This is a genomic window from Myxacorys sp., assembly GCF_059501405.1.
In genome coordinates, this window is record NZ_JCACCM010000108.1 from 67,132 (window position 1) to 79,233 (window position 12,102).

The following is a 12,102-nucleotide window of genomic DNA, read 5'->3' on the forward strand; positions in this document are numbered from 1 at the left end:
ATCGAAGGCTGGACGGATCAGACCTAATCCGTCCAGCCTTTGCATTTGCTAAAAAATCCGTTGCCAATTTTGCCAATTAGTACGACGGGTGAAAGAAGCTTATTGCTTCGTCTGCGGTACGATCTGAAGTTCGACACGGGTGAAAGAAGCTTATTGCTTCGTCTGCGGTACGATCTGAAGTTCGACTCTGCCGCTACTGTCTCCACTGACTGCCACTTGCTGATCGTCTAATTTACCGCTTGCCTTCGGTCCAGCAATGCTAAACGGCGGATTCTGCTGGTTATAGTTCACATTTCCGTTGGCTTCAAACTGTTGAGTCCCAAGAAACCAAGTGACTTGGTTAGCCGTTAGCTGAGATTGGTTTTTTTCGCCGATCCCGCGAACATTGCCATCGAGTCGAGCGACATTTTGCGCCAAATCTAAATTGCCTGCATTGGCGGTGATCGTGGTTTGTTGCACCGGATTGACGATCGTGACGGGCTGATTGGTGCTTAGGGTTTCGGTATCAATATTCCAGGTTAACAAGTTACCACTGATATTGAGATTTGAGGCTTTGATGGCGATTTTGGCATTGTCACGAAGGTTGACGGTTTTTGTTTTGAGGTCAACATCACTTGCGTTTGCACTGCCTACATCGGTGATCACTTTATTCTGATAGCGCTCTACCTGAATCGGGCGATCGCCCACCACCTTTTCTTGTTTGGTATCCCAAATGAGATGCTCAGTTTGCAGTTTCATTTGCGGATCTTTCACCGTGGCGACAATCTGCCCTGAGATATCGACTTTGTTCTCACGGGTTAAAAAGCGCCCTTGTTTTGCGGCAATCTGCATCTGTTTGTGATTGCCCGTGAACTTGTTGCGAATAAACATCACATTCTCGGTCGGACGCCATTCGATTTCATTGCCCTTAAAGACCGATCCATCTTTGACATCGGTTGCGGTGATCTCGCCTTTCAGCACGACCGATTTGCCGTCTTGCTGAATCTCGCTCTTTTGAGCGTCAATTTTGTAAATCGGTTTACCGTCTTGATAGAGTTCACCCTTGGGCTCCACCACGATCGCGTTTCGCTTATCCTCACTGTAGGTGGCTTGTTTTGCCTTCACCTTCCACCACAGTTGCCCTTTTTCGTCGGCTTCCTGGAGGGTGACATTGTTAAAGGTGAGATTGCTATCAAACTTTTGGGCTTCTTGCGCATCTTGAGCCAGCTTTTCAGCTGACTGGTTGCGTTTAGAACAGGCTCCAGCTCCAACCAAGAGTGGGATGAGAAGGAGGGTTAGGGCAATTCTGGTGGGGGCGATCGCTTTGCAGTTGCGCTTCGCGCTAATCGTACGGCTCAAGTTGCAGTCCTCAATCGATAACAACACTCACAAAAATAGTAGAACTCAAAATAATGGGGCAGATTCCTCTACTCTTCTACTGTAGACGGAATGACTGCCCCAAAAGATCCCGTGTAACGTGGCGCTACAGTCCATGCTCCTCGGCTGAATCGTCCATCAGACTAATTCCAGAGAGCGGACGGTAGGTATAGCTGCGAGCCGTTTTTTGAATGTCTTCTTTGATACCGTCAAGGTCAATATAGCGATCGGCAACATTGATTAAACTATCGCTGGTCATCGATCGCAGGCTGACTACCTCAACCCGGACTCCCCGATAGCTCACCGCATTCACAGCGTAGGCCAAGTCACCATCTCCGCTGACTAGAACAGCCGTATCGTAAGAGCCAACCAGCGACATCATATCAACTGCAATCTCAACATCCAGATTTGCTTTTTTCGAGCCGTCTGGCAGTTGAACTAGATCTTTAGAAATGACTCGGTAGCCATTGCGTCGCATCCACAGTAAAAAGCCTTGCTGTTTCTCATTCGTGCGATCGACGCCCGTGTAAAAGAACGATCGCAGCAATCGAGATCCAGAGGTGAGGCGCACGAGCAGTTTGGTGTAATCGATTTCGATGCCAAGCTGCAATGCTGCATAGAACAAGTTTGAGCCATCAATAAAAATGGCAACTCTGCCCCGATTTTCAAGAACTTGCTCTGGCGAAAATACGGTCTCTGGCTCGTGATTTAAAGGATTCAACACAGGTGCTATACCTCGATTTTTATGAATGTTATTGATGCGAAATCTGCAAATTTGACTATTTTGTTGTCTTGTTCTGTGATCTTCAAGATGAGGGAGCATCTTGAAGTTCTAGCTTCTGAAACACAGGCTGAGGATCATCAAGCGGTTGACCCGCCTGAAGCAGTCCCCAAGTTTTGTGATGAGCAAAGGTGGTTGCATCGTCGATTGAATTGACGTTGGTTGAATTGGCATTGTTGAAGTCAATGGCATACCCCAACTGTTGGTAAATCGCCGTACTAACCTTTGGAACAATGGGTGATAGAAGATACGCTGCTAAGCGCACCGATTCTAGAACCACATAGAGTACTTGCTCGACGGCGGCTTGGTTGCCCTGTTTATAGAGCGTCCAAGGCGCTTGCTCGTCAATGTACTTATTTCCCATCCGCACAAGAGTGAGGATTTCGGTGCAGGCAACGCTGAAGGCGAGAGCGTCGTAAGCCCCAATCACGCGATCGCACAGTTTAACTCCAGTTGCCTTCAGTGGATTCCCTACTGAAATGCTATCACTGGATACATTAGGAACTTCACCGCCGCAATATTTATGCGCCATTCGCAACGTTCTGTTGAGTAAGTTCCCCAAATCATTGGCAAGGTCAGCGTTGAGAATATTCACAAATCGAGCTTCGTCAAAGACGCCATCTCGCCCAAACTCAATTTCTTTGAGGAAATAGTAACGAACGGCGTCGGAGCCATAGCGCTCGACCAACGCGATCGGATCAATCACATTTCCCATGCTCTTGCCCATTTTGACGCCATCACGGACGAGAAAGCCATGACCAAAGATGCGATCGGGCAACGGCAAGTCTGCTGACATTAGCATGGCGGGCCAATACACCGCATGAAATCTCAGAATGTCTTTGCCAATGAGATGGGTGTTGATGGGATACCACCGAGACAGAGCATTGGCTAAGGTTGGAGCTTGATCAGGTTCGAGGAGGGCGGTGATGTAACCGAGCAGCGCATCAAACCAAACATAAATCGTGTGATTAGGATTGACCGGAACAGGAAATCCCCAATCGACGTTGATGCGGGAGATCGAAAAATCCCGCAAGCCTTGATTCACAAAGTTTAGAACTTCATTGCGGCGGCTCTCTGGCAAGATAAACTCAGGACGCTCTTGGTAGAGCTTTTCCAAGCGTTCTTGGTAGTTTGACAGCCGAAAGAAATAGTTTTCTTCGTCGCGCCATTCTGCTCGTTTGTTGACGTGAATCGCGCAGTAGTGATCCTCTAGCAGTTCGCGTTCTTCTTTAAATTCTTCGCAAGAAACGCAGTACCAGCCTTTTTGCTGATTGATGTAGATGTCGCCGCGATCCCAAACACGCCCGAAAAATTCTTTGACAATGGCCTCGTGCCGTTCGTCTGTCGTGCGGATAAAGCGATCGTAGCGAATGTCTAACCGTTCCCAGAGCGCTTTAAAGCCTTCAACGATCTGATCGCAGTGTTCCTTGGGGGTGCGTCCAAGACTTTCTGCCGTGCGCTGAATTTTCTGACCGTGTTCATCGCTGCCCGTGACAAACAGCGTCGGCGTCCCTCTCAACCGATTAAACCGCGCGATCGCATCTGCCGCAATGGTTGGATAAGCACTTCCAATATGAGGCAAATCGTTCACATAGTAGAGGGGCGTCGTAATTGTAAATGGGGTGTTTTCGAGAGCTTCAGAAGTCATAGATAAATTTAAATAACCCCAATGTTATGAAACCTCATAGACGGGGCACATCGTTTATAAACACAGACACGAGGTGAAAGGGTTCACTAATTAAGATATACCTTCTAAGAGATATAGAACCGTACTTCTAAAATCATCCTTTAGTAGCCTCACTCATTTTAACTACCTCTGCTATACAGTTCTGATCGAGAACCTTAAATTTTAAGAAAGGTATAGGCTTGGAAACCTTACTTCAAGCGACTGGGGTTTTAGCAACATCTAGTAATAAGGCCTTAACATATCCGGGAGTTTTGATTAGCCTATGACTATGATTAGAATGATTGTGATTAGAATTTCTTCTGAGTCCAATATTGAAACTCGATTTCTACAGAAAAATCAGTTTTTTAGTGCCTAACCTGTACCTTAAGAAGCTTGTTACGCTCGGTAAAGTACTGTTAACAAGTGAAAGTACATTTTTAGTATTCAACTGTTTGGATTGGAGTTCATGCCTTTTGACCGTCCGCTTCAGGTGTCGCGATTACTGTTAACCGCGATCGGGACTCGCTTATATACTCACTATGGCGATCGTGTGCCGCGCCAAGGCTCGGTTTTGGTGGTGAGCAATCACCGCAGCTTTTTAGACGCGCCGCTCCTGATGGCAGCCCTGAACCGTCCGATTCGATTTGCCTGCCACCACTACATGGGTCAGGTGCCGATCATGCGAGAAGTGGTGACTGAGCTGGGCGGCTGCTTTCCGCTTGAAAGTTTAGAGCATCGCCAGCAGAGTTTTTTTGAACAGGCGATCACGTTACTCAAAACGCAGCAAGTCGTGGGCTTGTTTCCAGAAGGAACACCGCCGATGATTCACAGCCCAGAGCGGACTGAAGTAGGTCGGTTTCATCGCGGGTTTGCCCATTTAGCGCTAAGAGCGCCCGTCCCAGATCTGGCCATTTTGCCGGTTGCGATCGCGTCTCAAGCCGAAACCAGCAACTCCGCTGTTCCTCTGCGATTACTTAGTTTGTTTGATCCCTCCGAACCCTTGTTTGCTCAAGATGGCTGGCATCCGATGATTTTGTACCAACGGGTGAATCTTTTGATTGGGCGTCCCATTTGGGTTACTCCGGCGCAGCGAGAGAAGTATCAGGGCAAACACGCTAAGTCAATGGTTAAAGACTTCAGCGATCGCTGTCATGCTGAAATCAGTGATCTGCTCCGCCAAGGGTGTTACTAATGAACAGGAGTAGGGCTTAGGGAACCTTAAATTTGAGCAGCCCTGTTTCGATGTACACGTTGTAACTCTGCACCTCATTTTCTCTGCATCATGCGTCCCACCCCCCCTTGTTTCATCACCCCCAAAGTTCTCAGACCCGAACTTCCTCTGTTTGTGTTTTTGCCCGGAATGGACGGTACAGGTCAGCTACTGCGGGCGCAGACTACTGGGTTGGAAGCTCGATTTGATGTCCGGTGTTTGGCGATTCCGCCGACTGACCTGACGAGTTGGGAGCAATTGGCAAAGCAGGTCATCCGATTGGTTGAAGCCGAGGTTGCAGATTATTCAGAACGTCCAATTTATCTATGCGGCGAGTCGTTTGGTGGCTGCTTGGCGATGAAGGTTGCTGTGCTTGCGCCTCAGCTATTTCGCCGCCTAATTCTAGTTAATCCAGCCTCTTCGTTTGGTCGTAGACCGTGGATTTCATGGGGAGCGCAGATCAGTCGCCATTTGCCAGAACTTGCCTATCAAGTCTCATCGGTGACATTTTTGCCTTTATTAGCCTCGTTTGGGCGGATTGCCGAGGAAGATCGTCAAGCGTTAGTGGAAGCGGTGCGATCGGTGCCGCAGAAAACGTCGATTTGGCGGATGAGGCTGCTGTCGCGGTTTAAGGTTCCTGTGGAGGAGTTGCAGGCGTTGGATCTGCCAACATTAATTTTGGCGAGTACTAAAGATAAGTTACTGCCGTCTTTAACAGAGGCATATCGGCTGAAGCCAGCGTTTCAGGATGCCCGAGTCGTAGCATTGCCCGAGAGCGGACATGCCTGCTTGCTGGAGAAAAATGTGAATTTACTTGAGATTTTGCAAACGAGTGGATTTTTAGAGACGAAAAGTCAATTGCCGGTGTCGTAGGGGCACGGCGTGCCATACCTCTATAAGGATCTGTCGCTTAGCCACCGTACACGATTTCGTTGCGAACCGTTGCTCCTAATGTCGATCGTCGCGCCTTTACCCACGCACTCGGTTGAACCATGTCTGCCGACGATTTGCCCCAGTACTGCTGCAAGGTTTGCAGTAGAATATCCTGCTGTTTTCGCAGTGCGGTGATTTCGGTTCCGCGATTGATGATGGCGAACTGGACTAATCCGCGATCGCGCGTGGGCAACACGCCTGCTAAAGCGCTCACTTCATTCAGCGTTCCGGTCTTCACCACCGATTGTTCTGGCATGAACCGCTCTTCTAACGTTGTGCCAATTCCTTCTAGACCCGCTACCGGAAACAAATCGCCCAAGGTGAGATCGCTGGAGTGAATGGAGCGATCAATCGCCGCAAACAACGCACACGCGGCGTGAGCCGACAATCGATTGTCCATGCTTAAACCGGAGCCGTTGACAAACTGAATCTCGTCGGCACCCAGCCCAGATGCGTCTGCCGCTTTTTGCATCATGACTTGAACTCCGCCCATCGTCTCGGTCAGCAGTTGCGACATTTCATTATTGCTGTGGACGTTCATGTATTTGAGTAAATCCGTTAACGGAAGCGACCGATGGCGCATCAGTACCGTTTGGTTTGGAGGAGGAGACGTAACTCGAACTGATCCTGCGATCGCCACTGTCGGACGTGGTGTTTTGGCTGGCAAAACCGCAAATTCTGCTTCGATTTCGTCATCCCATTGTTGAGAATTCAAACTTTTTTTCAAGTCATTGCCCGACGTAACAGGATTGGGGTCGAAGTTCATCATGAATCGTCCTGTGATGATCAGGTCTCCCGTGATTCGAGTGATGCCAATTTTGTTGAGAGCATTCCCGAGCGCGATCGCGTCTTCCCACACAAACAAGGGGTCGCCCTTTCCTTCAATCACCAAGTCTCCCTGCAATTCTCCGTTCTGGATCTGCCCCGTTGCCAAGATGGGCGTTTCAAACTGGTACGCGGCTCCCCAGGTCTCAAGTGCTGCTAACGACGTTGCGATTTTGGTCAGCGACGCGGCAGGCATCGCCGTCATCCCTTGATTGCTCGCTAGCAGCGTTGCGCCCGACTGAATCCAAATACCCTGAGACGATGCCTCTAATCCTTGGCTCGCAAGTTGCTTAAGATACTGCTGCATGACCGCATCAGTTGAAGCATCCGTTGAGGGCACAAGTTGCCAATCGAGGTGAGTTGCCGTTTGCCATGGATCGAGCGACGGCGGCAAGCCTGCCATTTTTAGCCATGCAGACACCAAGCCCGCACTAAACAATTCCAGCAAGTCAGCACTCCTGATCAAGGTGTAGGGTATAGAGTGTAGCGTACGGAAACGAGGGCAATGGCGAAGGCTGATCCCAATCGAATTTTGCGACGGATGCCGATCGCGGTGGGCATGTTAGGCGGAATTTTACTGTTGACGAATCGGGTGTTGACCCCGACCTTGACAGATTCTCAAGCACGAGTGGATGCCCTCGGCGTTATTTTAAGCGCGGTGTTGATCTTAACAGGATTGCTGTGGCAGCAGGTGCAAGCTAGAACGCCTGACAGTGTGCAGCTTGTGGGAGAAGAAGGATTTGAACTCGCTCCAGACTTGCCCGATGACGTAAAAGCAGAACTTGCTTGGGCATCGCATATTTTGTTAACCAACACGGTGACAAAATCGCTCATTGTTTGGTATCGCGGTCAGGTTCTGTTGCGGCGTGGTGTTTTAGCGCCAACGTCAGAAGTCAAACCTGGAGCGATTCTACAACGAGTGCTGGATAAGAAGAAACCCATCTATCTCGTTGCGCTCAGTGTCTATCCGGGACGCATTGAGTTTGATTACCTACCCGAAAATACTCAAGGTGTAATCTGTCAGCCGATCGGGTCAGATGGCGTTTTGATTTTAGGAGCCAATGCTCCGCGCAGTTACACCAAACAAGATGAAAATTGGGTTGCCGCGATCGCAGAGAAACTCGACTATGCCCTCTCGCGCGTCAACTCCCAGAACTGATAATCCTCTGACTGACAAATCACGCTACCTTAGTCATAGTTCTAGAAAAGTCGCGATGCCATGATTGCTTTGTACTGGTTCTTAGTTGCTGTGATGGTCGTCGGAATTATTGGCGCGATCGTGCCGGGCATTCCAGGCATTAGTCTCATTTTGGCAGCCGTTGTCATTTGGGGCTTTGTCAAAGGATTTGCAGCGGTTAGCGTGGCGTTGCCTGTTGCGATCGCGGTTTTCGTGGTCAGTTTAGGCGTCGATTTTCTGGCCACTTATTGGGGAGCCAAAAAAGCAGGTGCAAGCAATTGGGGGCAAGTCGGCGCGATCATTGGATTCATTCTCGGCTTTCTTGGCTTCTTACCGACGATTCCCATTGGTGGCCCAATTGGGGTGATTGTTGGAATTTTATTAGGCCCGCTCCTCGGTGCAATCATCGGAGAATTTCTGTATCGCAGAGACTTGACGATTGCAATTAAAGCAGGAATGGGAATCGTCGTTGGCTCTGTATTGGGGAACTTGCTGCAAGGCATCTTTGCGATCGCGACGGTCGGCATCTTTCTCTACACGACCTTTTCAGCCGCAACAGGCAGTTAACCCAAATCATCTTCAGTCAACCCGGCATCTTTCATGATGCTTTTCAACGTTCCTTTCGGAAGATCACGATTGCCATGCACGGGAATTGAAAGAATGGCATCAACGTCCTCTTTAACGTAAATGTGATGGCTACCAGTGACGCGCTTTAGCTCCCAGCCCTGATTTTCAACAATCTTGCAAAGCATTTTGCCTGAAATCGTTCTCACAAGGATAACTCGACCACCTGCTTTTCTGGTTCAAGCTCTTCCCGCTCACTGGCAACTTCCAGCCAGCCTTGAATTGCATCTTGCAACATTTCTAACAAGTGTTCGTAGCTGTCGCCCCAAGTGTGGCATCCAGGGAGAGCAGGTACAGAGCCACACCAAACGTCGTCTTCCTGCCAAACGATTGCCTTGATTTTCACAATTAAGCTCCTCTATACAAGGCTATTTCCTAACTCTAAAGCATTGTTTTGCTACCAATTGAATAATCCTAAGGTTTCGTCAACATTCAGCATGATGTTGAGATTTTGAATTGCGGCTCCTGATGCACCTTTTCCTAAGTTATCCAGGCGAGCGACGAGGAGCGCTTCTTGAGTTGCATCATTGGCAAAGACAACAATCTGCACGACGTTAGTTCCGATCATGGCCGTTGCGTCTAAAAATGCCCCGTCCCGCAGCACAGAGGAATCCTGAAAGGGAACAACTTGGATGAACTGTTCTCCTTGGTAATAGTCTGTGATCGCCTGGTGAATCTCTTGCCCTGACGGCGGATGATCTAACGTCCAAAGCGGCAGCGGCACTTGAACCAACATTCCCTGCTCAAAATCTCCCACAGAAGGCACAAATAGCGGCGGCGTGGCTAAGCCGGAATAATGCTGCATTTCTTTGACGTGCTTGTGCCCAAACTGCGTTCCATAAATGCCGTAGGGATAGGCCGACCCCTTAGAACGTTGCGCTTCATCTTGCTGAGCATGAAACGTGTCGTACTGCTTGATCAGACTTTTGCCGCCACCAGAGTAGCCTGACACTGCATTGATCGTCACGGGAAAGCGATCGATCAGCAGTCCACTCGCAATCAACGGACGAATGCAGCTCAAAAATCCCGTCGGATAACAGCCTGGAACGCTGACAAATTGGGCATTCGCGACTTTCTCGCGCTGTCCTGGATTCAGTTCAGGAAAACCATAGACCCAGCCCTCGGCGGTTCGGTGAGCAGTACTTGCATCCAAAATTTTCACAGTTGGGTTGCTGACAAAGCTCACCGCCTCACGTGCAGCCTCATCTGGCAAGCAGAGAATGGCAACATCAACGGCATTGATCAGTTCTGCTCGCGCCGTTGCATCTTTGCGGTGAGATGGGTCTAGGCTGACTAGCTCGATATCGTCTCGTTGATTTAGCCGAGCGCGAATTTGTAAGCCTGTCGTTCCTGCTTCTCCATCAATGAAAACCTTGGGTTTAGTCATCTTGCGGGGGATGCCTTCAGTGGTGCAAACGCTTGAATGTGCAAACGTTTAGAGCAGTCGAGCTACTCTAGAACTTCTCGATTTTACAGCATTGGTTGACTGCGATCGGGCAAGTAGGATACTGCCATTTTTTGAACGACCTGGTAGACCTAACGATATCCACTGTTATTTATTAATAATTTAGTGGCGATCGCGCTTCAAATCGTAAATCACTTTTTCAGCGCACCAGTCGATAGAACGCTCTGGATGATGCAGTTTTGTTTGAGTTAACAAGCGATCGGCGACCTTTTGATCGTCATGCACGAGGGTCAGGAGCTTGCGTTGTAGCGGTCGGCTTGCCTGAGCAAAACGAACGGCAGAAGGCTGGAATGACTGAGACTTATTTTTAACGTGAGACGATTGAGCGGCTTTGACACCTACCACAGCTACCCCTGCTGCAACAGCAATAGCAACCAAGGGCATATCGAGATTCCCCGATTCTGAGTCATCTAATGTAGGACGAGATTGGGTTAACTGCATCGACGTATGACCCATTTGTGTATTGCTCATCTGTGACAGTTGAGTGGGCAACCCCTGAGTCGCAAACACACCCCCCACGATGGCTGCAGCCCAAAGTGATGCCGTGGTGATCGATTTTTGAAGGGAAGACAGGTGACTCATTGTAATGAATAGAATTCAAAGAATTTTTATCTTTATTCTGAACAGAAGTTATGACAGCAAGATGTCAACGCTATGCCCGTTTGATTCATCCCTAATCCCTACTTTACTGACTGGCGAATTAATCGCTTCACTTGCGATCGCGACACTCCTAATTCTTGCGCGATCGCGGCTTCAAGCTGCTCATCATCGCTTACCGGAAATTCAAATTTTAGCGTTTTCAGCGATGAACCTATCGTGTTTACTACGACAGTCGAGCGCTGTTTCTCCTGATTCACGCTCACGTTGATCGATTCCACTCTAACCGTCGGCGATGGAGACGCAGTAAGCTGCACTGCTTTCTTTGTGGGGTACGCTCGGCTCAGTGCCCAGTCGAGTCCCACCCCACTCGCTGCCCACGTTACGAAGCCAAGGGCAGGAAGTAGCCAAAACGCCGACTTCAATAGGCGCAAACTGTAAAACGCGAACCGTTGGCGCATGAATTGAGTGCAATTAGCTTTGTTAATCCCCTTAGAAATTCTCAAAGCAGAGTCTTACGATCGCAGGACTTCCACGGGAGTTCCACTTAGGATGAAAGGCAAAGACTATATTAAAGATTAAAGCAACATGCTAATTTTACTGGCTGAAGACGACCCAGCGCAATTAGAACCTCTCCGCACTGCCCTCTCAAAAGCGGGACACACGGTAGATGCGGTTGAGGACGGTGAGACAGCGCAATGGCTGCTGACTGACAAATCCTATGACTTGCTGATTTTAGATTGGATGCTGCCCCATGTTAGCGGAGTGACGCTCTGCCGCCAGTATCGACAGGCAGGTAAAACGGCTCCGGTTCTGATGTTGACCGCAAAAGATACCACTGTTGATAAGGTGACAGGGTTAGATGCCGGGGCCGATGACTATCTCGTTAAACCGATCGATGTCGTCGAGCTACTAGCACGAGTCCGGGCGTTGGGGCGACGCTCCCCGCTTTGGCAAGGAGACACGCTCAGACTCAGCAATCTACAACTAGATCTAACCAACCTGATCATTGAGCGCCATCACAAAACGGTTCAACTGTCGGGGCGCGAGTTTCAACTGATGGAATATTTGCTGCGTCATCCGCGCCAAGTCCTCTCCCATGAGCAAATTGAGAAAGCTCTGTGGGGATGGGGCAGCGAACCTGAAAGCAATGCAGTCACAACACTGGTGCGACGGTTAAGACAACGACTGGAAGTGGTCGATGCTAAAGACTGGCTAGAAACTGTGTATGGCATTGGCTATCGTCTCAGTAGCCCAGAGGCATAAACGAGTCCTTCTGAGCCGCGATCGCTTGTCCCTCAAAGGTCAAAACCGGAAGAACGCTTACTTCACACCTCTTGCTAATACCAAGTTAAACAATGCCTACTATGGATGAGGTCAATTGCTTTGAGGGTGTCGGATACCCATCCTAATCGCAGGACTACGTTCGATGGGTCAATCTTCGACCATAGTGGCTTAATTTCCTGGA

14 protein-coding genes are annotated in these 12,102 nt (G+C 49.3%); 5 read left to right on the plus strand and 9 right to left on the minus strand.

The features are described 5' to 3' along the window. Positions 1–150 precede the first annotated feature (150 nt). From lptC to metG, 3 genes are all read right to left on the minus strand, one after another. Positions 151–1,338: an LPS export ABC transporter periplasmic protein LptC gene (gene lptC, locus AC5I6P_RS13570; protein ID WP_495694299.1), complete on the minus strand. Its 1,188-nt coding sequence runs from the start codon at positions 1,336–1,338 to the stop codon at positions 151–153. Between the two features lie 124 nt (positions 1,339–1,462). Beyond that, positions 1,463–2,080: a LabA-like NYN domain-containing protein gene (locus tag AC5I6P_RS13575; RefSeq protein ID WP_495694300.1), complete on the minus strand. Its 618-nt coding sequence runs from the start codon at positions 2,078–2,080 to the stop codon at positions 1,463–1,465. Positions 2,081–2,162: 82 nt separating this feature from the next. After that, the gene (metG, locus tag AC5I6P_RS13580) at positions 2,163–3,785 is read right to left on the minus strand and encodes a methionine--tRNA ligase (protein WP_495694301.1); all 1,623 of its coding nucleotides are present in this window, start codon (positions 3,783–3,785) and stop codon (positions 2,163–2,165) included. Positions 3,786–4,269: 484 nt separating this feature from the next. On the opposite strand from metG, the gene AC5I6P_RS13585 reads away from it, so the two are divergent. Together AC5I6P_RS13585 and AC5I6P_RS13590 are read left to right on the plus strand one after the other, a co-directional pair. Further along, positions 4,270–4,995: a lysophospholipid acyltransferase family protein gene (locus AC5I6P_RS13585; protein ID WP_495694302.1), complete on the plus strand. Its 726-nt coding sequence runs from the start codon at positions 4,270–4,272 to the stop codon at positions 4,993–4,995. A 90-nt stretch (positions 4,996–5,085) separates the two neighbouring features. Further along, complete coding sequence (locus AC5I6P_RS13590; protein ID WP_495694303.1) at positions 5,086–5,886, plus strand: alpha/beta fold hydrolase; 801 nt, start codon at positions 5,086–5,088, stop codon at positions 5,884–5,886. Between the two features lie 37 nt (positions 5,887–5,923). Here AC5I6P_RS13590 and AC5I6P_RS13595 read toward each other — a convergent pair whose 3' ends face one another. Next, entirely contained in the window at positions 5,924–7,219 is a 1,296-nt protein-coding gene (locus AC5I6P_RS13595) for a D-alanyl-D-alanine carboxypeptidase (RefSeq protein WP_495694304.1), read from the minus strand. 57 nt (positions 7,220–7,276) lie between these two features. Between AC5I6P_RS13595 and AC5I6P_RS13600 the strand changes: the two genes are divergently transcribed. Together AC5I6P_RS13600 and AC5I6P_RS13605 are read left to right on the plus strand one after the other, a co-directional pair. Next, the gene (locus AC5I6P_RS13600; RefSeq protein WP_495694305.1) at positions 7,277–7,930 is read left to right on the plus strand and encodes a cofactor assembly of complex C subunit B; all 654 of its coding nucleotides are present in this window, start codon (positions 7,277–7,279) and stop codon (positions 7,928–7,930) included. 60 nt (positions 7,931–7,990) lie between these two features. Continuing rightward, entirely contained in the window at positions 7,991–8,515 is a 525-nt protein-coding gene (locus AC5I6P_RS13605) for a DUF456 domain-containing protein (RefSeq protein WP_495694306.1), read from the plus strand. On the opposite strand, the gene AC5I6P_RS13610 is transcribed toward AC5I6P_RS13605, so the two are convergent. The 5 genes from AC5I6P_RS13610 to AC5I6P_RS13630 form a co-directional block, all read right to left on the minus strand. Next, positions 8,512–8,721, minus strand: a complete 210-nt coding sequence (locus AC5I6P_RS13610) for a type II toxin-antitoxin system HicA family toxin (protein WP_495694307.1) — start codon at positions 8,719–8,721, stop codon at positions 8,512–8,514. The genes AC5I6P_RS13605 and AC5I6P_RS13610 overlap by 4 nt on opposite strands. Beyond that, on the minus strand, positions 8,718–8,918 hold the full coding sequence (locus AC5I6P_RS13615) for a type II toxin-antitoxin system HicB family antitoxin (RefSeq protein WP_495694308.1): 201 nt from the start codon (positions 8,916–8,918) through the stop codon (positions 8,718–8,720). Before AC5I6P_RS13615 ends, AC5I6P_RS13610 begins: the two co-directional genes overlap by 4 nt. 51 nt (positions 8,919–8,969) lie before the next feature. Then, positions 8,970–9,959, minus strand: a complete 990-nt coding sequence (gene argC, locus AC5I6P_RS13620) for an N-acetyl-gamma-glutamyl-phosphate reductase (protein WP_495694309.1) — start codon at positions 9,957–9,959, stop codon at positions 8,970–8,972. A gap of 180 nt (positions 9,960–10,139) precedes the next feature. After that, positions 10,140–10,619, minus strand: a complete 480-nt coding sequence (locus tag AC5I6P_RS13625; RefSeq protein WP_495694310.1) for a hypothetical protein — start codon at positions 10,617–10,619, stop codon at positions 10,140–10,142. Between the two features lie 98 nt (positions 10,620–10,717). Continuing rightward, on the minus strand, positions 10,718–11,095 hold the full coding sequence (locus tag AC5I6P_RS13630) for a hypothetical protein (protein WP_495694311.1): 378 nt from the start codon (positions 11,093–11,095) through the stop codon (positions 10,718–10,720). Positions 11,096–11,222: 127 nt separating this feature from the next. Here AC5I6P_RS13630 and rppA point away from each other — a divergent pair, with 127 nt between their 5' ends. Next, a complete protein-coding gene (rppA, locus tag AC5I6P_RS13635; protein WP_495694312.1) occupies positions 11,223–11,900 on the plus strand; it encodes a two-component system response regulator RppA in 678 nt (225 codons plus the stop codon). Positions 11,901–12,102 lie beyond the last annotated feature (202 nt).

Excerpts from the sequence above, each read along its gene's own strand:
- argC (WP_495694309.1), bottom strand. The coding sequence starts at position 9,959 with ATGACTAAACCCAAGGTTTTCATTGATGGAGAAGCAGGAACGACAGGC.
- rppA (WP_495694312.1), top strand. The coding sequence starts at position 11,223 with ATGCTAATTTTACTGGCTGAAGACGACCCAGCGCAATTAGAACCTCTC.
- AC5I6P_RS13630 (WP_495694311.1), bottom strand. The coding sequence starts at position 11,095 with ATGCGCCAACGGTTCGCGTTTTACAGTTTGCGCCTATTGAAGTCGGCG.
- AC5I6P_RS13625 (WP_495694310.1), bottom strand. The coding sequence starts at position 10,619 with ATGAGTCACCTGTCTTCCCTTCAAAAATCGATCACCACGGCATCACTT.
- AC5I6P_RS13605 (WP_495694306.1), top strand. The coding sequence starts at position 7,991 with ATGATTGCTTTGTACTGGTTCTTAGTTGCTGTGATGGTCGTCGGAATT.
- AC5I6P_RS13600 (WP_495694305.1), top strand. The coding sequence starts at position 7,277 with ATGGCGAAGGCTGATCCCAATCGAATTTTGCGACGGATGCCGATCGCG.
- AC5I6P_RS13585 (WP_495694302.1), top strand. The coding sequence starts at position 4,270 with ATGCCTTTTGACCGTCCGCTTCAGGTGTCGCGATTACTGTTAACCGCG.
- metG (WP_495694301.1), bottom strand. The coding sequence starts at position 3,785 with ATGACTTCTGAAGCTCTCGAAAACACCCCATTTACAATTACGACGCCC.
- AC5I6P_RS13590 (WP_495694303.1), top strand. The coding sequence starts at position 5,086 with ATGCGTCCCACCCCCCCTTGTTTCATCACCCCCAAAGTTCTCAGACCC.